We start from the raw sequence: 23,833 nt of genomic DNA, 5'->3' as shown, positions 1-23,833 counted from the left end.
CGTTATTTTAAATAATCTTCTATTTTTTGTGTGACAAAGTAGCCGTGAGAAACGATCCTTGCTGCTTCTGTTCGGCAATACGGGCAGACAACCGGCATTTCCTTATCAGCATGTTCAACGACATTATTGACTTCTTCATACGTGAATTTTTTACCGCAATTAGGACACTTCATTTTTTCCATGATTTCTCGACTTCCTTTCGTCTTTTACCCCTTTAGCTTACTCTTATATTGAAAAAAAGAGAAGCGATATCCCTCCTATATCACGCAGAAATCAATACTTTTTCTGCTTCGTCGTCTACTGCTACTTGGATTTGATAATACAGTTTCCCACCTTTTTTGATCATTTCCCAATTCTCAGCTTTTGCGTCCTTTCGACCACAAACAGTCATGGCTTCTTTCATTGCTGTTTGCGGTTTTTTTGACTTGACTGCTTCCGACACATCGATCATTTCGTTATTTTTATTTTCCTTTTTGGCGTAAGTGCGTGCAACGGTTTTTCCAGTCGTTGGATGGATGGCGATCACTTTGTCCGGACAAAAAAATAAATATTCATAGGCTGCATTAGTTACCTTATCTGTCTCTTTTTCCGCTGCAAACTGGATGCTTTCTACTTCACTTTGATGGAATTCTTGTTCAAAAATAGCTGTTGCTTCCTTTAAAGAGACCCTGTATTCCTGTTCACTGATATCATCAAGTCGAAAGGCAGCATGCAACAGCCCTAAACTTCCGGTAATACCGATCACTGCGACAAGTGCTACGCTGAAAACTAATTTTTTCATCATTTCTTCTCCTGTATCTTTTTTTCTAGCATAACAGGTTAGATTTATTGAAAAAATCGAATGGAATAAACAAAAAGTGACAATTTTGTTACTTTTGCCTGTCTATTCGTGTAATTCTAAAGGAAGACCATCTGGATCAAAGAAAAACGTCATTTTCTTTCCTGTAAAGGTATCTTCTCTGACTGGTTCTGTTTCGATCCCTTTTGCATGGAGTTCGGCGATCGTTTCTTCGATATTTTCTACTTTAAAAGCTAAATGGCGCAACCCGCAAGCTTCTGGATAATTCAGTCGCTTTGGCGCATCTGCGATCCCGAAGATCTCCAATTCCGAATCGCCTAGCTTCAGATCTAATTTATAATCATTTCTTTCTTTTCGATAATTTTCGCGTATCACTTCGAACCCCAATTGATCGACATAAAAATGACGAGATTTCTGATAATCTGAGACAATGATGGCTACATGATGGATCGCTGATAAATTCATAAACTCACTCCACTTTCGATTTGATTTACTTCTATTAAATTGATTGTTTTTTCTTTTCCTATTATTGTAAAGGAATACGCAGAAAAAAGCATTAGACTGTTCTTCATTTTCTGATTGAAAGCAAAACACAAAAAACAGGTAGACCCTCCCGCGTTAATACGTGATGTCCCCTGTTTTTGCTGTTTATGAATGTAAGCTGCTTGAAGTTTCCAGAAAACAAACAGAAAAATATCATAACACAAATTATTTATAATTGAAAGACTAGATTTTTTTTTTGAAAAGCATACAATAGATTGTGTTATCAAATACAGCACACACTACATTTAGTGCCTGAAGGAGTCTTTATACATGAAGTCATATTTTCAGTTTTTAGCTCATCAGCTAAAAGGCTGGCCGCAGCAAAATTATTATCTTTTCTTTTTCAGCCTTGGTTGTCAGGTGATGACCTTAGTCAATAGCCCGATCACATGGCTTTCTATTATCACCTTTATTGGTACCACACTCGGTGTATTATGTATTTTGTCTATCAATGCGGCAAAATCGGTCAATGGTATTTTAGGTATCTTGTCTGCCATCTGTTTTATAATTGTCGGCTTTTCTGCTAAAAACTATTTAAGCATCGGTGAGCAGATCGCTTATATGATCACGTTGGATATCCCAGTATTGTTAAGTAAAGAATGGAACCATAATATGGCTTCAAAAATCCGTAAATTTACTGGTAAAATCTGGTTCATTGCTATCGTTGCTACCATTCTCGTTTACTTAGTATCAGGCTTCTTGATTGGAACATATACAGATGATCCTCGTCCTTGGATAGATGCGATCGCCTTTTCGATCAGCTTGACAGCTGGCGTCATCAGCTTCTTGCGCTATAACAACCAATATTATTGGTGGCTAGCTTCAGGACTTGCTCAAATGGTTCTCTGGTACATCTCATTCACTCACGGCTCTGCAAGTCTAGCAATGTTTGTCAACAGTTCAGTCTACTTGATCAACGATGTACTGGCATTCACCGTTTCTCCTTGGTATAACAAAAAAGAACGCGAACGCATGCAGAAAATGGAAGAAGATTACTACGCTACACAGCAACACGTATAAAAGAAGAGGTTGTGACAGAAGTGGGCAGCTTCAAGAAATAAGCCGGAATTGACGAAAATTTCTTCTCAAATTTTTGTGAAATTCCGGCTTATTTTCGAAGAAGCTACTTCTGGAACACCGTGTGTGAGGTTGTGACAATCCTTTTGTCACAACCTCTTCTTTTTTATAATAATCCCTTCAAGTAGGTTTTTGTTTCCTCGTCTAAATGAAAAACTTTCTCTAATTTTTGATAATGTTCAAGTGCCTGTTTCTGTTCGTTCGTAAAACGATACTTTTTTTCTTCCCATCTGGTTACTACTTGCTGCACGCTTTTGGTTCGTATATCCTCTGCGATCTGCCCCCACATTTCTGGTGTGATCAGTTTTTTCTCTTCTTTCCCTCTTTGTTCGTCTGGCTGTTCCGTTCGCTGTTCCCTACGAAGCACCTTCAAGAAACCATTTCGCATCACACGAGGGATACTGTCAAAAAATCCTTCCGTGAATCCGTACCGACAGTATTGTTTCCAAATGTACATATATATGGCCGGCTGGATAAAGCGCTGTTTGTTTGCGTATGTTTCCATCTTCGCTTGCTGCTCAGGCGTCTGCTGACGTTTTGTCTTTCTCAAGAGAGAGAGGAAATTCTCAAAAAAAGCCATCGACTGATGTTCTTTGCCGTCAAATGAGACCGATTGCCAGTCTTTCCGTAAAAAAGTACGGTAATTTGCCAGAAATGCTTCTACGTCTTTTGTCAGTTCATCAGAAAAATCATCGAACAATTCTCTCTTTGCTCGGCTTTTTTTTGGCTGTTTCTGTATTTGCTGATCGATATGGCGGATTTCTTGCGTCAACGCTTGATGATCAGCTAAATAAATCGGCATCCTTGCTTTTCGAAAATCAGCTACGCGTTTTGCCAATTTTTCATCTGGAAGATACGGATTTTTCAAACGGCGGTTCTGATAAAGCGCAAAACAGTATTCCTGCCATAGCCGTTCGGGAAATTCGATATTCTGCTGTTTGAGCCATAATAGTTCATCGAGCGCTAAGTCGACTTTCGTCATTCCCTGATGGATCGAGGAGGCGATTGCTGGGGAGACATGCAGATGTTCTGCAAAATGATTGATCCCTAATTTTAACGTTTTGCCGGTTTTTACTGATTTTACAATATACTGTACCTTCAATTCTCTCCCACAATCACAATAGAGTTTTTGCTGTCTCCTTTTTGTACGGAAAAAAGGATTGATCTTGAAATCTGAAAATACCCAATCTGTTGCTGCCAGATAATTCTCTTCCATAAAGCGCGAATTGATCAGATAACGACGATACCGGTCCACTAACACTCGCTGATCCTTCGTCAGTTTCTCGTAGATTTCCCACCGCTGACTGCTTGTATACTGTTTCGAGACTTTGATCGGATAGGTTTTGTTGAGTTCTTTTGGAAACCATTCTTCAAATACTTCTTGCCACTCTTCCACGTTTCTTTCCTTCCTAATGATAAAAGGCTGGAAGCTAACTATCGTTAGCGACCAGCCGTGTTTTCTTGCTAAATTAGTGTGTCGTCCCGGCATTGCCGGCGATATCTTCTTTATTTTCTACGGCTGCTTCCACTGCATAGGTCAATGAAGCGGCGATATCCTCTAAAGACATAGATGGTGTTCCTACTGGACGATCGATCACTTGATCTGGCGAAAATGGGACATGGATAAATCCGCCTCGTACAGTTGGGAATTCTGTTTCGATCAAATGCAGCAGACGATACATGATGTCATTGCAGACAAAAGTTCCTGCTGTATAAGAGATATATGCTGGCAACCCTTGTTCCTGCACCTTTTTCGTCATTGCCTTGATTGGCAAAGAAGTGAAATACGCTGCTGGGCCCTCCTCTACCAAAGCGGTATCAAAAGGCTGGTTACCTTCGTTATCAGGGATTCTTGCTTCTGCCAAATTGATGGCTACGCGTTCAAAAGAAACCGCAGAACGTCCTCCTGCTTGACCGACACAGATCACGATATCCGGTTGATGCTGTTGGATTGCTTCTTTGACTACTTGGCCGCTTTTTTCGAATACGGTCGGTACTTCCACTTTGATGATCTCAGCGCCACTGATTTCATCCGGCATTTTCTTTACTGCTTCATAGGCTGGATTCACTTTGTCTCCGCCAAATGGATCAAAACCTGTTACTAGTACTTTCATCTGTTATTCCTCCGTCAGCTTTCATTAACTAATCGTTCTCTTATCATACCATTTTCCTTCGTCAGCGTAAACAAGCGATGTATGCTTTAAATAACATAACAAAATCAATTTAATGAAAAATTAGGAAATTTAGGAAATTTGCCCCTTTGCAAACGGATTCTTTTCCTTTAATATAAAGATTGTCTGATGAAAACATCACCAATACCATTCTCTCAGAAAGGAAACGCGATATGAAAAAAATAACAACTATCTTTAAAATCAGCCTTCTTTTAGGAAGCACCGTCCCTACTTTGGTACAAGTAGATGCACACGCTGACACAGTAACAGATCCAATCAATGAAGTCCGGATAACCGATGACATGCCTAAATCAGGAGGAGTCGTTCTAGATGACGATGGGAAAGTGATTGGTACTACAGATCCATCCCTTACAGCGGAATCCCCTATAGAAAGTAGAGGCTCTGTCCATATCTACCGTGGTCACTGGACATACGGGACGCATAATTGGCCGAAAGTAGCATGGGGGACCAAACAGGCTTGGTCAAATTTCAATCATTATGACTATTATCACTATGCAACAGCAGTAGTTGGTAACAATAGACGAACTGTTTATGCTAGGGCAAACAAGTATGCCTATGCTATTGTAACAGGTGAAAGCAAACACACAGGCTTAGCATATTACGGCTGGTGATTAGTTACCTCTAAGTAATTCTATTGATGTTTTCATCAGACATCATTAAAAATTCGCTGCCTAATTTTAACAGTAAAGGATCACATTTCATGAACAATAAACTTATTCGGTTGAATGTATACGTGCTTTTTTCCATCCTTTCCTTCGTGATTTTCTTTTATGTCCAAGAGATGACACAAGAAAGGATCATCACCGACAGCTATTCGCTCCCTGAAAAATACCAATCGTTCGATCTACCTCGAACGATCCAAGACGATCGACAAAACTTTTCGAGAAATCTGGCCATTTTGCTCGAAACAGCAGAAGCGGAGCACTTGAACGTACTTTTTCGCGAAACGAACGGAACTTATAAAGTCACAAATGGAAAGCCTGATCCACGTGTTGATCTAGTCGTGATCGACTATTATTCTACTGAACTTGATTTGAGAACATTGCTGAATCAACCTTCAGCAACGCACCTTTCGACTCAGCATTATACGATCAATTATGCTACGTTCAACAATCATCCATTGGCAGAGCTGCCTTCCTTTAAAGAAGCAACGAAATTTGTGGAGACCCAAAATCCAGAGAAGGTATCAGCATTCATCGAAAGCTTGATGACTAAGTATAATGCACTCTACCAACCTTCATTCAAGATCCATGATTTTCAATATACAGACTACCCAGAGACCATCATGTCACTTGATCTTCGACCTGTGAGAAATCTGATCTTTATCAGTCTGGTCTTCTTCCTGTTATTCACCGCTTTGTGGCTATTCGATGATGCAAGAAAGTTGTCGATTCTTCGATTGAATGGGCTTTCTTGTGTGGCGATTTTATATAAAGTCCTGATAAAGCATCTGCTTTTCCTGTTCGGCCTGTGTTGTTTCGTCCAGTTGCTTTTCGACCCATCGATCTTTCTTTCGAACATGAGCCACCAAGCTGCTTTTTTTGCCGTTTCGATCGTTAGTTTGCTATGTATCGTTTATTTCTTATGCACCACTTCTTTTGCTGAGAATCTCAATAGGAGATCATATGCTAGAACTTTTATTTTTTCGCTTTATTTCTTCAAGACGATCGCATTTGTCTGGTGCTTGGCAAGTCTCCTTCCTCTGGTAGAGATGGTCAATCTGTCGCTTCTTCCTCCTAGCTATCCAGATGAATTTTCTGAGTATGCGGTATTCTATAATACCTATTCAGGGAAGAACAATCATGAAGTCATCAGTATCGAAAACAATGTATTGAGTGCCCAGCAAGACCGCTTGTATCAATACCTGGAAGAAAATGGGATGCTACTAATCGATACAATCAGTTACTTTATGGAAGAAGAAGAGATCAACCGCAGTATTTGTGTGAATGTCAATTATTTGCAAAAATATCCGATCATCAGCGCAACTGGACAAAAAATAGCGGTCTCTCCTGAGGAAACGCAGCGAGTCTTTCTAGTACCAGAAAGACTAGAAGGCCAGTTCCAAGAAATCAAAGAACATTGCTTGCATGGCTACTTTCTGGAGGAATCACAAGCTGATTTTTATCTCATCCGGTCCAAACAAGAGATTCCTACATTTCATCCAGAAGAAACGATCATTCACTATCCGAACGTCATCGAAGTCCAAACGAGAAACAACAGTGCGGGGAATCTCCGTCAGATCATTAATGGTGGTGGATATTTCGACCCAGTCAAAGTTCCTATCACCCAATCGGTCGAGAAAACCTTCGAACCGATCAGAAAAGTACTAGAAGAAAACTATTTATTGGACAATTATCCAGTCCTCACTCCGCTTTCAGAAATCAAAAAAGTAGATTTTCAAAGAGAACTTGGTGAAATCAGACGACGTAGTCTGGAGATTCTCTTTGCTCTTTATTTGCTACTCACGATGATCGGTTATCTGGTCTTGATTTCTTTGAAGATCAAAAAGCAGAAATATACGATTTGGCGATTGAATGGTATATCCATGATCAAAACCTATCGTATGATTTTCTTGCCGTTTTTCATACAATATGGTGCATTGATTTTATACACGAATTTCATGGATGCGCCTTTTGTTTGGTTCCAGAGCCTGATTCTTTTTTCTATCTTAGAGATGAGCATGATCTTTCTCACCTTGTCTCGTTTGGAAAGAAAAGAAAAAGCCACTATATTAAAAGGAGAATGACCTTTCTATGCCACTCATCCAATTAGACAATGTCACAAAAACCTACAAACAAAAACTCGTCCTCGATGCTGTCTCCCTGTCGATCCATCAGGGAGAATTCTGGACGATCCACGGAAAAAGCGGTGCAGGAAAATCCACACTTTTGAATCTATTGGGACTGATCGATTCATTCGATAAAGGAACAATCTCATTATTCGGAGAAAGAGCACCGAAAGTCAACAGCAAGCGAGCGCTTTTACTCCGTAGAAACAAGATCTCCTATCTTTTCCAAAACCATGGACTGGTCGAAGATGAAACGATCATGGACAATTTGAATATCCCCTTCATCTATCGAAAGACCAGAAGAAGAGAAAAAATCAAACAGCAACAAGAAGCACTTGCTCAAGTATCCCTAGAGTACCCGCTGAAAACAAAAGTTTATCGTCTATCTGGCGGAGAAAAGCAACGCTTAGCCTTTGCGAAGTTGCTCTTAGAAGACAAAGAACTGATCCTAGCAGATGAACCCACTGGCTCTTTAGATAATGAAAACCGCAACCATATCCTTGAACTGCTGTTTCAACAGCATCATGCAGGAAAAACGGTCATTGTCGTCACCCATGATCCTTATATCATCGAAAAAAGTCCTCGTTCTTTTTCGATTGATTCGTGGCAGGAAACTTAAAAAGAGGTTGTGAAAAAGCTGTCCTGCATCAAGCAGTAAGAACAAACAGATAAAAACAGCTCCTCATGTTTTTCATCTGTTTGGGCTTAGTGCCGCAGATGCAAGCTTTTGAACACCGTGTATGAGGTTGTGAAAAAGCTGTCCTGCATCTACGCCATTAGAAGAAGAGGTTGCGACAAGTGTCCTGTCACAACCTCTTCTTTCATCTTTTATTTGAATAAAATCATATAAGCAATTTGGAAAACCAGCATAAACAACGCAATAAACAACTGGTTCTTGATCACTCCGTATTTGTCTTTCATTTCTAGCATCGCAACAGGTACGATATTGAAGTTAGCAGCCATCGGTGTCAGCAATGTCCCACAAAAGCCGCAAGTCAGCGCGACCATCCCGATCAAGGCCGGATTCGCCCCGTGACTGAATACGAAAGGAGCACCGATTCCTACAGTCATCACCGTGATCGCTGCAAACGCATTGCCCATGATCACAGTGAAGACCACCATGCCAAGTGCATAGATAATGATCCCGATGTTCACATTCCCTTCTGGCACGATCGTACCCACAGCATCGGAGATCACTGTTCCTACACCAGCACTGGTAAAGACAGCACCTAGAGAAGCCAAGAGCATCGGCAGCATACTCAATGGTCCAACTGTTCCCAGCATATCTGCCGCATCATCAAGGAATGTGACAGGCCGGTTGTCTCGAGAGAAAAACATCAAGATGAACATCGCGGCAAACACACCGACGCCAACACCGACCAACGCACCTAAATTCGTGAATAAAGCGAATAAAATAGCAAACACACCAATGCTCAGTGCTGGGATAAAAATTTTCATCCCTAATTTGTCTGACATCTTTTCCATATATTCTTTTGATGGAAGACGGCTGTCGCCTTTGCTTACTTTCTTAGCGATAGCCGGGATCGTCATCGCAAAGATCAGACCGCCATTTACAAGTGCAGGAAGCCATCTCCCGCCTGCAATAACAACACCTAATACTGTCCAGAAAAAAGCGGAGCCATAGCGATGTGGATTGCTTTTGTCTGTCAGATTCCTGATCCCTGTATAGATCAAGACCAGCCCCATGATGATATAAAGGATCTCAAGTAATTTGTCCCCTAGTAAAATATCCGGATTCGCAAAAAAATTCATCTTATTGCCCCTTTCCTGAATAATATTTCTTCGCTAGTTTCTTTTCTTTCAGATAAAAGTAGACACTTGCGACGACTAAAGCAGTGATGGCAACAGGAATCTCCACTAAAGCAAGTTGCCCCAGAGTCACTTCGTATCCTAGATCTTTCAATGTCGACTGGACAAGCAATGCGCCTGCTCCACCGATAAACAGCACCTGACCGAAGAACCAGCAGACATTTTCCATCGCAGAAGCCATCCCCTTCAGTTCTTCTTCATGCTTCGGATGGACTTTGAGACCTTTTGATTCGATCGTTCCTAGTGCCATAGGCAAAATGATCGGACGAACGAATCCAGCAACTCCTCCAAAGCTCACATTGAAAGCAGCGAAGATCATCCGGAAAATACCGTAAATATCGACGATCATCCCTGCGGATACTTTTTTGAATCGTTTGATGAGTGAAGCGGCAGATTCTTTCAGTCCATTTCTTTCAAGTGTTCCTGTCGCTAGCATAATGATGATGAAAATCGCCATCCCCCGGTTATTCACAAAGCTTGTGCCTAACAGTTCAAGCATTCCCTGGATACCCAAACCACCGGTCAACGCAGTCACAACTAAAGCGACCATCACGATCAGTATCGAGTCCAGCTTGAATGCAAAGCCGAGAATCACAATTAAGACGCCTAAAAGGCTGAGATAATTTTCCATGTACTTTCCTCCATAAAATGACAATATTTTTTTAATTATAAAGCAAAAAACTTGGAAAATATAGTCAGTTAAGAAGGAAACGTTCGTTATTTTAAAATAATTCTTCTTCTGGAAGGATCATCGTCGTTGATAGCTTACAGTTTTTGCACGCAATCAAACGGTGATCGCAAATGCTTCGATACTTCAATTTTCTTCGAGATGTGCTATACTAAAAAAAATATAGCAACTGCCACCGGGTAGTATAAAGAGGATGATCATTCCGTTAGGTCTTTGAAGGAATGGTTCTCCTCTTTTTTGTGCAAAATAAACAAGGAGGTATTTTTTATGGCTTGGATCGAATTGGTGATTGCCGGGATGCTGGAGGTTTTCTGGTCCACGATGATGAAATGGAGTGATGGTTTTTCTAAATTGAATTACTCTGTATACACTATCCTTGGCATGATCGCCAGCTTTTATTTTCTGTCGAAGGCACTCAAACATCTGCCGATGAGCCTTTCTTATCCGATCTGGACAGGGATCGGCGCTGTGGGATCTGTCATCATCGGCGTTGTTTTATTCCATGACAAATTGAATGGTTCCACCTGGTTTTTCGTCGGTCTTTTACTGATCAGTATCATTGGCCTCAAACTAACGAGTGGACATTAATTCCATCAAAAAAGAAGGTCGTCTGGTCTATTTCCAGATTGCCTTCTTTTTGTAAAAATTTAATCTTTTATCAAAAACTTAAAAATTAAGACCACCGACCGAGGGACAACCGATACATCTAGGTGTATGCTGAAACCAATTATAAAAAAGGGAGTGAATGTTTTTGAAAGAAAGTTTGTCTGTGCAGGAATTGTATAAAAACTATGGCCGTAAAGAAGCACTGATCGATATCAATTTTTCATTGGAACCAGGAAAAATCGTCGGACTAGTCGGACCGAATGGAGCTGGTAAAACCACTATCATGAAAGCGATCTTGGGGTTGATCCAATATTCGAAAGGAACGATCCAGATTGGTGATCATGTGATCTCTCCATCGAGTCACAAAGGCTTGGAACAAGTGGGAGCCTTGATCGAATACCCTGGAATCTACCCGTATTTGTCTGGTTATGATCATCTGAAGTTATTTTCAGAATCAAATGACAGGAACGTACTCGAATCGATCATCAGTCAATTAAAAATGGAAAAATATATCCACAAAAAAGCGAAATCCTACTCTCTGGGAATGAAGCAAAAACTCGGGATTGCTTTAGCTTTACTGAACAAGCCCTCTATCGTGATTTTAGATGAACCGATGAATGGTCTCGATCCTCAGGCAACGAGAGACGTCAGAGGAATCATCACCGAACTGGCTCGTCAAGGTACTTCTTTTCTTGTTTCCAGCCATATCTTGAGTGAACTTGAGAAAATGGCGGATGAACTCGTCGTGATCGATCAGGGAAGAATCGTGCGGCAATGCTCAATGGAAGAGCTGAACCAAGCAGCAAAAGACTTCATGATCATCAAGACTTCTGATGACACCACTGCGCGAAAACTACTGCAGGCATCTGGTTACCATATCATGGATGATTTTTCTATCAAGTTGCTGAAAGAAGACGAAAAACAATTGGGTGCAGTCATACAATTATTGACTCAGAACAACATCACTGTATTGGATGTACAGCATGTCGTCAACGACTTGGAATCATCCTTGTTAGAAATACTGGATTCTGCTAAGGAAGGTGCTGTCAAATGATGCTACTTGTCAAACAAGAAATGTTTAAATTAATCAAGAAAAAATCAACAGTTGTCCTCTCGATCCTATTAGTGATCCTGATCGCAGCAGCGGCTGTTTTGTCCAATAAATATTCTGATCTGATCAATCCTCACGAGATGATCACTCAATTGTTCGGTGCCACTTCCTGGATCGTTTTCATCATGATCGCTGCCGCAAGCACGATCATCGCGATGGAATCCCAGCATGGTACGCTGAAAAACCTGCTGTACCGCAGATATTCCCGCGGACAGATTCTGGCTAGCAAATGGATCACATTGGTCTTATATTCTCTTTATTTATATCTTTTGACGATCGTTACAACACTCATCGCAAAACTCGTACTTTTTCCAGAGATTTCTTTCACTAAGACACTTTCTTCTGGACAAACGATGATTGAGGCATTAGCTACCTATACGATCGGAAGTTATATCGGATTATGGCTGATCCTTAGTTTAGTCCTGATGTTAGCTTGTTTCATCAACAGTTCTGGTGCAGCAATCTCAGCTGGGATCGTCTTCTACTTTGCTTCTTCTGTCATATCTGGTTTATTATTCATTGCAGTAGAAAAATGGAACTGGCTGAAATGGAATCCAATCAGCATGCTGAACTTGCAAAACCAGATTGGAAATGAAGAAATGATGCAGCAGATGACTCATTTGACCACGAATCAGATGATCCTCGGTAATCTTGTCTACATCGTTTTATTCTTAGGCCTAGGCTATATCGTGTTCAAGCGAAAGAATGTCTGATGTATTTCAGCGAAAATAGAGCGTATGACAAAAGCATCGTTTTTCTTTTTATTAAGAGGAGAACTATATGCTTTTGTCTACAGGTTGAAACAGGTCATTTGACCTGTTTTTATGGTTTGTCAAACATATGTAATGTGATGCTTCAGTAAGAATCTAATACATTTGTGTTGTAGTAAGTAACAAATAAGAATATAAAAAAGGAACCAATCAAGGCTCCTTGATGACAAACGGTTGTCATACCCTTTTTTCGAATGAACAGTGTTCTGATTGCTACTTCTCGGTGATAAACTCACTCAATAAGAAAATATGAGGAGCTGTTTTACATTTTTTTCTCTAATACTCACGTCAAAACGAAGTTGTCACGACCTCTCCACTAAACGGTGTTCAAAAGCTTGCATCTACGGCACTAAGCCCAATCAGATGAAAAATATGGAAAGCTATTTTTATCTGATCGTTCTTACTGCTTGATGCAGGACAGCTTTTTCACAACCTCTCACACATGCAAGACTCCGGTCGCAAACAAAACGATGGTAACTGTCCCTATCATCGTTACCGCAATCAGCAGGAATTTATCCAAACGGAAATGCTGAGCTGGCATCTTCTGCTCTTTTCTTGCTTTGAGGTAGAAATAAATACCCGGCAAGAATAAAACTAAAACCAGCATGACCTCGTTGAATGCTACGACTAGCATTGCCCAGACTTGAAAAGCACTGGCTAGAAACCCTACTGTAAACTGTACCCATTCCTTCCGTTGATAAGAAAGTTTCATCTGATACAATCCAAGGAAAAGCCAGGTGAAGAAAATCGCTGCTGTCCCTAAAGTATAAGCAAAATTATAGGCACTATCTGTAAACAGCAATGATAGTAAGAAAACATTCGTACATAACGTCGTCAGCACGATCGCATAAGTCGGTGCGCCTTTTTTATTGACCTTCCCCCATTTACTTGGAAGCAGTCCATCTTCTGCCATGTTCCGCATTGTTTCGATCGGCAGGATTGTCCATGACAGCCACACCCCTACTAGCGAAATGATCAAACCGCCATTGATCAGTACAGCTCCCCACTTACCGACCATCATTTCAAACACATAGCCCATTGCCGGCTGCGTATTGATCGTTTGTAATTCATGCATCGACATCGTCCCGTATGGAAGCATCGAGACAAGCACATAGATAAGGATGAGCCCGAAAATCCCAAGAATCGTCGCTTTTCCGACATCGGATTTTTTCTTTGCCCGAGAACCGACGACAGAAGCTCCTTCGATCCCGACAAATACCCATAGCATGACCATGATACAGCTCAAGATCTGACTAGAAAAAGGGACCGGCTGTCCATTTGCATTTAGTATGATGTCACTTGAAAAATTATCGATGAATTGCTGGATCGAAAATGTACTGATCGCCACGACAATAAACAAGAATAATGGAACCAGTTTACATATCGTCACAATCGCGTTGACATAACTGGCATTTTCCACACCGCGGTTGACTAGCCACGCGTACCCCCATAAGAAGACTGTACTCATGATGATCGAAGGGATATTTTGCCCTCCCTCGAACATCGGGAAGAAATAACCGATAGCACTCATCAGTAATGTAGCGAATGCGACATTCCCAAGCCAGCAAGTGAGCCAGTAGCCCCAGCCGCTGATGAATCCCGCGAAGCGTCCAAAACCAGCTTCTGCGTAACTGAAGATCCCGCCTTTTAACTCAGGACGTTTTTTATTGATATTATTGATTGATAACGAGAGCATCAACATTGCTGTTCCGACCAGTACCCAGCTGAGTATAGCCGGGCCGCCAGCCGATCCGGAGATGTCCGTAATGATCCCGAAAACGCCACCTCCAATCGCTGACCCAATCACTAAGGCAGCAAGTGGAATCAATCCAATTCCTTTTTTCTGTTGCTCTGTATCCATGTAAACATCCTCCAAAATAAAACCGCTTTTATTAAAAGTATAACAAACCAATTTTTATTTTACTTCATTCATAAAAACTCTAATTGAATTATAATTTTACCGGCTTTTTTCTAATTATACAAGAAAACCGCCTCTCTTGATGCGAACTGCCTTCCTCCTCACTTCAAAAAAATGCTATACTGAAAAGAAATGATGGGAGGAAAATCTATGAACATTTTATATATCTCGATCTCCGGAAATACGCGTGCCTTCGCTAAGCATCTCGCTGAATATGCTAAAACGCAACACGAAAGAAACGCGGATTTCCCTGAGATCAGCTTGAAAGAAATCCACGAAAACAGTGATTTTGAAAAGGAGACTGAACCTTTCTTCACTTTTGTTCCGACTTATTTGGATGGTGGAAACGGTCTAGATAACGGAGATACAGAAATCTTGACTGAGACCATGCGTGAATATCTAGAATATGAAGAGAACCACAAACTTTGCCTTGGTGTCGTCGGAAGTGGCAATAAAAATTTCAATAACCAGTATTGTCTGACCGCAAAGCAGTATGCGCAACGTTTCGGGTTTCCTTTCTTGGCAGATTATGAATTACGAGGAACACCAGCTGATGTAGCGCGTGTTTATCAGATCTTAGTAGAAAACCATAAATAGTAAAAAACTAAAACTACACACGATGAAACAAAAAGAAGAGATCGGATGAATCCCGTTCTCTTCTTTTCTTCTCGCCATTATCTGTCTAATTTTGTGCTGCGACATCCATCACTGGCGTTTTCGCTTTTGCTTCGCCCGTTTTTTCCAAGACAAAATTTTTCACATGATCCATATTGGTCACCAAGACCATCATCGAAGTTTCTTTTCCGGCTGCTTTAATTGCTTCCAGATCAGCTTCAGCAACTAATGTATCTGTTGTGACTTGTTGTCCTTCTGCCACTTTCACGTCGAATGGCGTACCGCCTAAATCCACTGTATTGATTCCCATGTGGAGCAAGATCTCTAAACCATTTGGCGTGGTGATGCCAATCGCATGTTTCGTTGGAAAGACAGAACTGACAATACCTGTAACAGGTGAATAGATATGCCCGTTGATAGGTTCGACGAAATAACCTTCACCCATCATTTTTTGAGCAAATACTGGATCGCTTGCTTTATCTAGTGAAACAACTGTTCCATCTGCTACAGCTGTCAAAACGATTTCGCTTGCTGTCGTACTCGCTTGTGCTGCTTGTGCTGGTGTAACTGTTGTTGGCACGGCTTCTACGGCTAACTCTTCTTTTTCCAATTGTTCTTTTGGGATACCAAAGAAGAATGTAGCAACAAATCCGCCAGCGTAGGCAGCGAGTAAACCTAAAACATAACCTAGCCATTTTCCGTCAGAGATCAATGGAATCAAAGCGGCTCCTGAAGGTCCGATCGCGATGGCGCCTACATTCCCGATCAGTCCGATCACTGCACCACCGATACCTCCTCCGATACAAGCAGTGATGAACGGACGACCTAATGGCAAAGTAACACCGTAGATCAATGGTTCCCCGATCCCTAAGATTCCGACTGGCAACGCACCTTTGATCATTTCAGTCAATTCTTTGTCTTTTTTGCAGCGAACCCATAGTGCTAATGCAGCACCGACTTGTCCGGCACCAGCCATCGCAAGGATTGGGAGTAACAATGTGCGACCTGTTTCATCAATCATCTGTACGTGGATCGGTGTCAGGATTTGATGCAGGCCAAACATTACCATTGGCAAGAATAACGTTCCCAAGACAAATCCGGCAAACGCACCGCCGACGCCAAGTACCCAGTTGATCCCGCCGACCATCCCATCTGAGATGAAACCAGCTAAAGGCATGATGAAGAAAATCTCGACTAAACCGATAGCAATCAGTGAGAGCGTCGGAGTAACGATGATATCTACCGCATCTGGGACGATTTTGTGCAGTTTCTTTTCAACGACCGAAAGTAGCCATACTGCAAAGATGACTCCTAAAATCCCGCCTTGTCCTGCTGAGAGAGCTTCACCAGTGAACAGATTCTTCAATGGAGCTTCTGGATTCATCCCAGTAAGCATCACGACTGCACCAATTACTCCCCCAAGTGTAGGCGTTGCGCCAAAGACTTGAGCAGCGTTGATCCCTGTGTAAATCACTAAGTAACTGAACATCCCGTTTTTCAAGATATTCATGACATCGATATACTGCTGCCATGTTGCTGCATCTAGTGTTCCGGCTGTTACCAGGTTCGCTAATACTGCCGCGATCCCGGCCACGATCCCTGTACCAACAAACGCTGGGATCATTGGAACGAAGATATTTGAGATATCTTTAAGGATAGACTTGATTTTTGATGGTTTCTGTTTTGATTTTTGTGCCGCTTTCATTTCTTGCGCACGTTCGTTCACCAAGTCTTTCCCTGAAGCAGAGCTGCTCGCTTTACTGGCTTTACCAGAAGAGATCTTTTCTCCTAGCTTGACCCCGGCAAGGTCGACCATTTCTTGTGCGACTTTATTCACTTTCCCAGGACCGATGATGACCTGTAACTGCTCATCTTCTACGACGCCAAGTACTCCTGGAATCGCTTTTAATTCTTGGACATCGACAAGGTCATCGTCGATTATATCCATTCTTACACGAGTCATGCAGTGGACAATGCTACCAACATTGTCCATCCCGCCAGAACCTGCATAGATTCGTTTTGCTAATTCTTCTAAAGTCAATTCGTTTTTTGCCATGGTTTTTCCCCCTTATAAGGTACCTTTCACGAACCCGTCTGCTCCAGCCAGTTTCTCTTTGGCAGTCTGTTTATCACTGTTTGTCAAGATCATAACGATCGCCAGTTTGACATTTTGGTCCGCTTCGTTAAAGTATGTTTCTGCTGTGTCATAGTCCACATCTGTTGCTTGCATGATGATCCGTTTCGAACGCTCGACTAATTTTTCATTTGTCGGTTTCACATCGACCATCAAGTTATTGAAGACTTTTCCGATTCCAATCATACTAATTGTAGAGATCATATTCAAGATTAACTTCTGTGCTGTTCCTGATTTCAAGCGTGTGGAACCAGTCAAAAACTCAGGACCTGCGTCCACTTCGATCGGCAAGTCTGCATGTTTGCTGATCTCTGCGTTCTTATTACAGGAGATCGTTGCAGTAGCTGCACCGACTGATCGTGCGTAATCAAGACCGCCGATCACATATGGTGTACGTCCGCTTGCTGCGATTCCTACCACCATGTCGTTTTCTGTCAAATTCAATTGGATCAGATCTTCTTTCCCCAGTTCATAAGAATCTTCTGCTCCTTCGACAGCTACGGTCATTGCAGCTTCTCCGCCTGCGATCAATCCTATGACCATTTCCGGTTCAACTCCGAATGTCGGTACACATTCAGCAGCATCCAAGACACCTAAACGTCCACTTGTGCCAGCGCCCATATAGATCAGGCGTCCGCCTTTTTTGAACGAATCGATCGTACAGGCGATGACAGGTTCGATACTTGCAAGCTCTTTTGATACTGCTTCTGCTACTTTCTGATCTTCTTTATTCATTAGATGAACGGCTTGGGAAACGCTCATCTCATCTAATCCGAAGGTCTCCTGATTTCTGCGTTCTGTTGTTAAATTGTCCAAATTGATTCTACTCATTATTCTCTTCCTTCTTTACTTATTAATTGATAATTCATTCCTGCACGGATCTGTTGTACAAGCGGCAGATCCTTCTCAGTGACAGATGCGACCAGATTTACTTTTTCATCTGCGGGCAGATCTGTTTTTGTCAGCTGGATCTCACCCATATAACGAAGGTATCTTTCGTTATCTAGCGTGACCGTTCCTTTTAGACGTTCGCCTGTTTGACGAGGCGGTATCTGAGGGATATTCCTGAAACGAGCATCTGCGCTTCGGATCACATCTCTAGCTTCGTCTTGCCGATTCGTGTGTTTACCTAAGATATACTCGTAAAATTCTTCATCGAGTGCTTCTACATGGAGCATGACCGTCTGTTCTTTTTGAAAGAGTGAGAACTGTGTCTGTACCTCTTCTGAAAGTCCTGCATCTCCGATATAAACCAGATCTGTCCCACACGACATCAGATCGAGTGCTGCTGCTAGCGGATGACTGCCACGATGTTTTTCTAAAGTCGGCAGACCTTCATAAAGCGGTCCTCTCAAGTCCTCGTCCCCAGGTACAAATCCCTGGATCGTGAACCCTTGTGCAGCAAGCCATTGGTTTTTCTCTTCGTACCACGCTTGATCCAACCCGGTTTCTGGCCGAGGATAATAGTTATGCCAAGCTTCTAACTGTGAGAAATCAGCGCCTGCTTCATTGAGTTCGTTTACATCTTTTTGTGTGATCGTACTCGCATTCAAACTGATCTTCAACTGATGCGACCACTGTGCGATCTGCTGATTCGACAGGTGGTAATCCATTCGTAATCCGGTTACCCCGATTGCTTTTAATGGCTGGAGATCATCAAGCGAGAATCCCGCTCTTTCCAACGCATCCCCGGAGATATCGACCATCAGCTCTAAATGGTTCGCTTTCGCTTCCTGACCAAGATCTCTCAATCGATCCTTGTAAGCAGAGACATCGTCTTCCGGGATATGCATCGAAGTGAAAATGCCGACAAACCCGTTTTCTGCCATTTTCCGGATATAATTTTTCTTTTCATTCGTTAGCGTATCATTCATAAAGACTGAGAATCCAAACATTTCTATCCCTCATTTCTGTATCCGTCTTCATTTCTATGAGTTGAGTATAGCGCTTTAGAAACGATATTTCAATACTTTTATAAAAATAATTAAATTTTATTTCTTATAAAAGATTACCCACACAAAAAAAGGGGTTGCATCAAATATACAACCCCCTCTTTATGAATCATTTTATAACATCTTGCTAGTTAACTGTTCAAAAGCAACTAATTCTGTATTGTCTACCATGAAGTCAAAAAATGTTTCGTTGGGCATCGGATGGAAATAGGCATTGATGATCCGGATCAATGCGTTATGGCAAACAAGGAGATAGACATTTTCTTCATCTTCCAAGCATTCTTTCAGTAGCGGAACGATCCGGGCATACACATCCAATACCGATTCTCCATTCGGAAAACGAACGGCAAATGCTAACCGGGCTTCTTGGAATCCGGCGTCTTTGCTAGGGACACCGTCATAATCTCCAAAGTCCATTTCTACCAAGCGCTCATCCACTGTCATCGGAAGATCCAGCTGATCAGCTACCGCTTGTGCGGTATTTTTTGCTCGTTGAAGCGGAGAATGGATGATCTTGGTGATCGGAGTTTTTAGCTCTGCCACTTTTTTTGCCAATTCTTTCGCCTGGTTCTCCCCTTTTTCTGTCAAAGGCACATCTGCACGACCACAAACTAAACCTTGCGCATTCCACGTTGTTTCGCCATGTCTTGTTACATATAACATTTGTCTGCACTCCTTTAATTACCTGTTCTTTCTTTAACCATACCTTGTCTCGCATTCGATTACAAGGTTTATCTTTTGAATAACGTGATCTGCTGGTCAGCTATTTTATCCAAAAATGTCTGATCGTGTTCGACGATCAGCATCGCTGGTTCCATCGTTAAAATGAGCTGCTCCAGCTGTTCCTGATTGAAGACATCAAGGTAATTCAAAGGTTCGTCCCAAATATAAAGTTCGGCTGGTTGAGACAAAGATTTGGCTAATTCCACTTTTTTGCGCTGACCCATGCTCATCTGTTCGATTTTGTTATGGAAGATTTCCCGTTCCATGCCAAGTTTACGCAAGTTATTCAAAAATGCTTGATAATCTACGTGATTTTTCTCAGCAAATTCTGATAAAGTCCCGCGATTGTCTTCGTAATTCTGGCGTACATAGCTGATCGCCAGATTTTCGGGTCGAACAACAGACCCTTTCACTTCTCCTTCGAATTCCCCAAATAGAAAATGAATCACAGAAGATTTTCCTGAACCATTTGGCCCAAGCAATGCGATCCTCTGCTGGGGTTCGATCGAGAAACTGATTGGTTCGAATAGAGGATGATCGTAGCTGAGCTGCAGTTTTTCGACAGTCAGCAGTCTCCGATGATGCGTCGCTTGGACATTCATCGTTAACGGATCGATATACTCGATATCTTTTAGCAATCGTTCTTTTTCGCTGATTTGTGTTTCCATCCGATTCACGATCGCTTTTGATCGCTTCATCGTTCGTGCGGCATCTGCACCAATCGCCCCTTTGTCCATTCTTCGGGCTTCAGTATCGATGAATCCTACACTTCGCTTGGTTTTATCTCCTTCACGCGAACGTGCCCATTCTGCTTTTTCTGCAGCAGTTTTCTTCAACCGGCTAACTTCTTTTTTAATCTTTTCATTTTGGGCGAGCTCAAATGCATCTTTGCGTTTTTTCTGCTCTTCATAGATCGTGAAATTCCCTTGATACAGTTCCAGCTGACTTTTTTCGATTGCTAACACATGATCGACTACCTCATCAAGAAATGTTCGATCATGGCTGACTAAGATAAATCCCTGTTTTTTCTTTTTCAAATATTCTGCTACTTGTTGTCTTCCAACGACATCCAAATGGTTCGTCGGTTCATCGATGAGCGGGAAATGGACATCATCGACAAACAGTAGCGCAAGCAGGACTTTGGTTTTCTCACCTCCAGAAAGGGTCTCGAATGACCGCCATAAGATTTCTGGATCTGTCTGCATCAAATTCAATTCACGTTCGATTTCCCAGAGCTCAAAATCTGAAATATCGTTTAATACATAGTAAGTTAGACGATCCTTTTCTTTTGTTTCTTGCGGGAAATAAATGAATTCCTGCTGATGGTTCACCTGCCCCTGATAAGGAAGTCGATTCCGTAAGATATTCAGAAAAGTAGTTTTCCCGCGACCATTCCTTCCGATCAGACCAAGTTTCCATTGTGTGTCAACATTTAAATTTGCTTGATCAAATAACATCTTGTCCTGGCTGTCATAACCAAAAGACAATTGTTTTATTTCTATTTTAGCCATTGTTCATCACCTCGTAAAAAAAGACCAGTCCTATTTCCAGAACTGGCAGCAGGTAACGAGTCTCATGGTACACAAAAAAGACCCGTACACTGAAATAACCTCGCCAATCCTGAAAATCTGCACACTGCTCCCTTGTTCTCCAAGGTACAGTCTGAATGCAGCTTCGATCGATTGACTTAGTTTTTCAATGCACGGATCCCTCACTTTACGTTTATTTACAGATAAAGTACCACAGAAATCAAGAATCTGTCAATACAAAGAATCATTTGGTATGTGTCTGCAATTTTCCCAGAAGCTCTGTTCTCTCAAAAAAATTAAAATCAGATTAAAATATTTCTGCGTATATATTTTGCATCCCGTGTTATTTAATTTGAAATTTACGTCGTTTCCTCCTGTTTTCTTCCCTTTCACTTTAACATATTTTGCTCTTTTTTCAAGAGTTAAGTTTTAAAATATTTTCTCAATTATTTATTTTAATATAAAAATAGACTTCATTCATACTTGTAAAAAACACGAAAATAAGATAGACTTATTTTCGTAAAATTAAAATCAGATTTGGACTAATTACCGTGTATAATTAGCCTACCTGACTCTTTGTGTTCTTTACAAAGGGTCTTTTTTATTTGCCTTTGTACCAGTCTAATCGTTCTTTAGTGTGATTAGACGGTTTTTGATAATTAATTGCATAAGTTTTTACATTGTCTACTTTTTCCCCCTCATCATCAAAAAAGGAGTTTGGACGATTTCCTAACTCTGCTACTAAACGATCATCTAAAGCAAATGCTTCTTTCCACTTTTCTAAAAAGATCTCTTTCATTGTTCCATTTCGTTTCGTGGTCAATAACCATGCCATTGCCTCTAGTCCTTTCCCCCAATATTTGCTATTTCGCTTCATTCGAAAAGTTAAGATTCGATGTAGACTCTCCATTATTCCAATTCCTTGTTTCTCTCCTGGCAGTTCTCGAATGTGATATGGCTTGATAATCTTCCAGTTTCGCCGTAAATAACCTCTTAATTTTTTTACATGGATTTCTTGTTCTTCTGTTTCTGCATGTGATTCTAACGTATCTAAAGCACATTTCAAGTCTTCAGTAGAATAATTATTAATTGCCTTCTGGAACACAGGAATTAGTTCTGGAACAAAGACACGCTGTTCAAGTTTGACCGAAACATGATAACGATCCAAGAAATGCTCATGTCTTTTTACCACAGGCAAAAGACTTTTAAACGTCTTTTGGCTATATCCTTTTCCACCATCTGAATTGGTCACAATGACAGTATTTTTCAAGTCATAGGTACGATACAAATAGTTTTCCAAATAATCTAACGTTCTCTTATGCCCTAAGCCAACAAATTGTTTTAAATTCTCGGTCTTTTTGCGCTGACCATTGGTTTCTATTCCTTCATGAACAATAAAGTGCGCTAATTCTTTATTTTTTCCATCTTTACCACCAACGAATACACCATCCCCTTCAATATAGAGATAGTCAACTTTTTGTGTCCCTTCCGTACCATATTCTTCAAGATAAGCTTCATGCTCTTTGTATTTTTCTCCATATTCATGAACTACTTTCATTACAGTATCTTTCGAGGCAGTTACATTCGTTAACGTTTCAATTAATTCTGAAGATTTTCGGTAAGACGTCACCATACTTAGCTCCACCAATGCATATTTTGTTCCCACTGAATATCTTGTATAGCGTTCAATTCCTAATAACTCATCAATAGGATAAACAATATGGCCATTTCTCTCAACTGGTGTACGTGTATAAGTAAGTTCTCCAAATAAAAAATAAACACTGCGCTCGGAACTTTTTCCAATCACATATCCTCTTGCTTGATATTTTAGAAGCAACTCAGGTTCGTACATTTTAATATATCTATTGAATAGATAATTCATTATTGTTGAACTAAGTTGCAACAATTGGTTCTCCTTTACAATAAAATCTGTTTCTGAAAGAAAAATATTTTGCAAATTTTTCATAAAAATAGCTAACATTTCTGTATTCGTATCCTCTCTGCGTTGTTTGATTTATGTACTTACCAGGTATAAAAGACCTGGCATGATTTGATTCAAGCAATAATTGCAAAAATTTTTATGAAACATCTTAGACTGTCCCGATACTTTATTTATATATTTTATTCGTTACCTTCCTACTTCGATCCTTTAAAACTGATTTATCTACAATTGCCGAATCAACGCGGTTAAAAATGCGGAAGCATTTGGACGACCTTGCGGAGTAACATATCCAGCTTGTATCGCTAATTCATTCAGTTTCTCACGATCACAAGGATACAAAGAAAACATAAAATCCTCTTTTCGTTCTTTTTCCTGCTTTGCCATTTTTTTAATCGCATTAGATGGTTGAACAATATTTTGAGTTGTTTCTTGTTTTTTTGTAACAACCTTTTGTTGAATAACTTCAAATTGATTCATCATTCATTTTCCTTTCCATAGGTATTTTCCATAGGTATTTTCCATAGGTATTTTCCATAGGTATTTTCCATAGGTATTTTCCATAGGTATTTTCCATAGGTATTTTCCATAGGTATTTTCCATAGGTATTTTCCATAGG

General features: G+C 40.9%; 22 protein-coding genes and 1 pseudogene. 8 read left to right on the top strand and 15 right to left on the bottom strand.

The window, feature by feature from the left end; genetic code table 11:
• Positions 1 to 2: 2 nt before the first annotated feature.
• From G7Y42_RS01900 to G7Y42_RS01890, 3 genes are all read right to left on the bottom strand, one after another.
• Positions 3 to 182, bottom strand: coding sequence for a hypothetical protein (locus G7Y42_RS01900; RefSeq protein ID WP_165003848.1), 180 nt, complete (start codon positions 180 to 182; stop codon positions 3 to 5).
• Positions 183 to 262: 80 nt separating this feature from the next.
• The gene (locus G7Y42_RS01895; RefSeq protein ID WP_165003849.1) at positions 263 to 781 is read right to left on the bottom strand and encodes a hypothetical protein; all 519 of its coding nucleotides are present in this window, start codon (positions 779 to 781) and stop codon (positions 263 to 265) included.
• A 102-nt stretch (positions 782 to 883) separates the two neighbouring features.
• Positions 884 to 1,264 carry a VOC family protein gene (locus tag G7Y42_RS01890; protein WP_165003850.1) on the bottom strand — a complete coding sequence of 127 codons (381 nt, stop codon included), beginning with the start codon at positions 1,262 to 1,264 and terminating at the stop codon, positions 884 to 886.
• Positions 1,265 to 1,612: 348 nt separating this feature from the next.
• On the opposite strand from G7Y42_RS01890, the gene pnuC reads away from it, so the two are divergent.
• A complete protein-coding gene (pnuC, locus tag G7Y42_RS01885; RefSeq protein WP_165003851.1) occupies positions 1,613 to 2,362 on the top strand; it encodes a nicotinamide riboside transporter PnuC in 750 nt (249 codons plus the stop codon).
• Positions 2,363 to 2,525: 163 nt separating this feature from the next.
• On the opposite strand, the gene G7Y42_RS01880 is transcribed toward pnuC, so the two are convergent.
• The gene (locus G7Y42_RS01880) at positions 2,526 to 3,815 is read right to left on the bottom strand and encodes a hypothetical protein (protein ID WP_165003852.1); all 1,290 of its coding nucleotides are present in this window, start codon (positions 3,813 to 3,815) and stop codon (positions 2,526 to 2,528) included.
• Between the two features lie 73 nt (positions 3,816 to 3,888).
• Positions 3,889 to 4,533, bottom strand: coding sequence for a pyroglutamyl-peptidase I (gene pcp / locus G7Y42_RS01875; protein ID WP_165003853.1), 645 nt, complete (start codon positions 4,531 to 4,533; stop codon positions 3,889 to 3,891).
• A 230-nt stretch (positions 4,534 to 4,763) separates the two neighbouring features.
• On the opposite strand from pcp, the gene G7Y42_RS01870 reads away from it, so the two are divergent.
• The 3 genes and pseudogenes from G7Y42_RS01870 to G7Y42_RS01860 all read left to right on the top strand — a co-directional run bounded on the left by G7Y42_RS01870 (position 4,764) and on the right by G7Y42_RS01860 (position 8,071).
• The gene (locus tag G7Y42_RS01870) at positions 4,764 to 5,222 is read left to right on the top strand and encodes a lactococcin 972 family bacteriocin (protein ID WP_241161895.1); all 459 of its coding nucleotides are present in this window, start codon (positions 4,764 to 4,766) and stop codon (positions 5,220 to 5,222) included.
• Between the two features lie 89 nt (positions 5,223 to 5,311).
• Positions 5,312 to 7,357: a bacteriocin-associated protein gene (locus G7Y42_RS01865; RefSeq protein ID WP_165003854.1), complete on the top strand. Its 2,046-nt coding sequence runs from the start codon at positions 5,312 to 5,314 to the stop codon at positions 7,355 to 7,357.
• A gap of 7 nt (positions 7,358 to 7,364) precedes the next feature.
• Positions 7,365 to 8,071, top strand: a pseudogene (locus G7Y42_RS01860) (putative bacteriocin export ABC transporter).
• Between the two features lie 156 nt (positions 8,072 to 8,227).
• Here the strand turns inward: G7Y42_RS01860 and G7Y42_RS01855 are convergent.
• Together G7Y42_RS01855 and G7Y42_RS01850 are read right to left on the bottom strand one after the other, a co-directional pair.
• Entirely contained in the window at positions 8,228 to 9,172 is a 945-nt protein-coding gene (locus G7Y42_RS01855; protein WP_165003856.1) for a DUF979 domain-containing protein, read from the bottom strand.
• A gap of 1 nt (position 9,173) precedes the next feature.
• Entirely contained in the window at positions 9,174 to 9,860 is a 687-nt protein-coding gene (locus G7Y42_RS01850) for a DUF969 domain-containing protein (RefSeq protein WP_165003857.1), read from the bottom strand.
• Between the two features lie 324 nt (positions 9,861 to 10,184).
• Here G7Y42_RS01850 and G7Y42_RS01845 point away from each other — a divergent pair, with 324 nt between their 5' ends.
• From G7Y42_RS01845 to G7Y42_RS01835, 3 genes are all read left to right on the top strand, one after another.
• Positions 10,185 to 10,505, top strand: a complete 321-nt coding sequence (locus tag G7Y42_RS01845) for a multidrug efflux SMR transporter (protein ID WP_165003858.1) — start codon at positions 10,185 to 10,187, stop codon at positions 10,503 to 10,505.
• 163 nt (positions 10,506 to 10,668) lie between these two features.
• Positions 10,669 to 11,577, top strand: a complete 909-nt coding sequence (locus G7Y42_RS01840) for an ABC transporter ATP-binding protein (protein ID WP_241161894.1) — start codon at positions 10,669 to 10,671, stop codon at positions 11,575 to 11,577.
• Positions 11,574 to 12,347: an ABC transporter permease subunit gene (locus G7Y42_RS01835; RefSeq protein ID WP_165003860.1), complete on the top strand. Its 774-nt coding sequence runs from the start codon at positions 11,574 to 11,576 to the stop codon at positions 12,345 to 12,347. Before G7Y42_RS01840 ends, G7Y42_RS01835 begins: the two co-directional genes overlap by 4 nt.
• A gap of 493 nt (positions 12,348 to 12,840) precedes the next feature.
• On the opposite strand, the gene G7Y42_RS01830 is transcribed toward G7Y42_RS01835, so the two are convergent.
• A complete protein-coding gene (locus G7Y42_RS01830) occupies positions 12,841 to 14,265 on the bottom strand; it encodes a basic amino acid/polyamine antiporter (RefSeq protein ID WP_165003862.1) in 1,425 nt (474 codons plus the stop codon).
• Positions 14,266 to 14,472: 207 nt separating this feature from the next.
• Between G7Y42_RS01830 and nrdI the strand changes: the two genes are divergently transcribed.
• Entirely contained in the window at positions 14,473 to 14,919 is a 447-nt protein-coding gene (gene nrdI, locus G7Y42_RS01825) for a class Ib ribonucleoside-diphosphate reductase assembly flavoprotein NrdI (protein ID WP_165003864.1), read from the top strand.
• A gap of 85 nt (positions 14,920 to 15,004) precedes the next feature.
• Here the strand turns inward: nrdI and G7Y42_RS01820 are convergent, their stop codons facing one another.
• The 7 genes from G7Y42_RS01820 to G7Y42_RS01790 form a co-directional block, all read right to left on the bottom strand.
• Positions 15,005 to 16,993, bottom strand: coding sequence for a glucose PTS transporter subunit IIA (locus G7Y42_RS01820; protein ID WP_165003866.1), 1,989 nt, complete (start codon positions 16,991 to 16,993; stop codon positions 15,005 to 15,007).
• A gap of 12 nt (positions 16,994 to 17,005) precedes the next feature.
• Positions 17,006 to 17,902 (bottom strand): N-acetylmuramic acid 6-phosphate etherase, encoded by an 897-nt coding sequence (gene murQ / locus G7Y42_RS01815; RefSeq protein WP_165003868.1) that lies wholly within the window; start codon positions 17,900 to 17,902, stop codon positions 17,006 to 17,008.
• Positions 17,902 to 18,966 (bottom strand): MupG family TIM beta-alpha barrel fold protein, encoded by a 1,065-nt coding sequence (locus G7Y42_RS01810; protein ID WP_165003870.1) that lies wholly within the window; start codon positions 18,964 to 18,966, stop codon positions 17,902 to 17,904. Before G7Y42_RS01810 ends, murQ begins: the two co-directional genes overlap by 1 nt.
• 171 nt (positions 18,967 to 19,137) lie before the next feature.
• Entirely contained in the window at positions 19,138 to 19,686 is a 549-nt protein-coding gene (locus G7Y42_RS01805; protein ID WP_165003872.1) for a histidine phosphatase family protein, read from the bottom strand.
• Positions 19,687 to 19,754: 68 nt separating this feature from the next.
• Positions 19,755 to 21,257, bottom strand: a complete 1,503-nt coding sequence (locus G7Y42_RS01800; RefSeq protein WP_165003875.1) for an Lsa family ABC-F type ribosomal protection protein — start codon at positions 21,255 to 21,257, stop codon at positions 19,755 to 19,757.
• Positions 21,258 to 21,876: 619 nt separating this feature from the next.
• A complete protein-coding gene (locus tag G7Y42_RS01795; protein WP_165037805.1) occupies positions 21,877 to 23,256 on the bottom strand; it encodes an ISLre2 family transposase in 1,380 nt (459 codons plus the stop codon).
• Positions 23,257 to 23,439: 183 nt separating this feature from the next.
• The gene (locus tag G7Y42_RS01790) at positions 23,440 to 23,694 is read right to left on the bottom strand and encodes a hypothetical protein (protein ID WP_165037803.1); all 255 of its coding nucleotides are present in this window, start codon (positions 23,692 to 23,694) and stop codon (positions 23,440 to 23,442) included.
• Positions 23,695 to 23,833: the final 139 nt, after the last annotated feature.

The sequence above is a fragment of the Enterococcus sp. ZJ1622 genome (assembly GCF_011038845.1).
GTDB lineage: Bacteria > Bacillota > Bacilli > Lactobacillales > Enterococcaceae > Enterococcus_B.
This window is presented reverse-complemented; position numbering and strand designations above follow the sequence as displayed.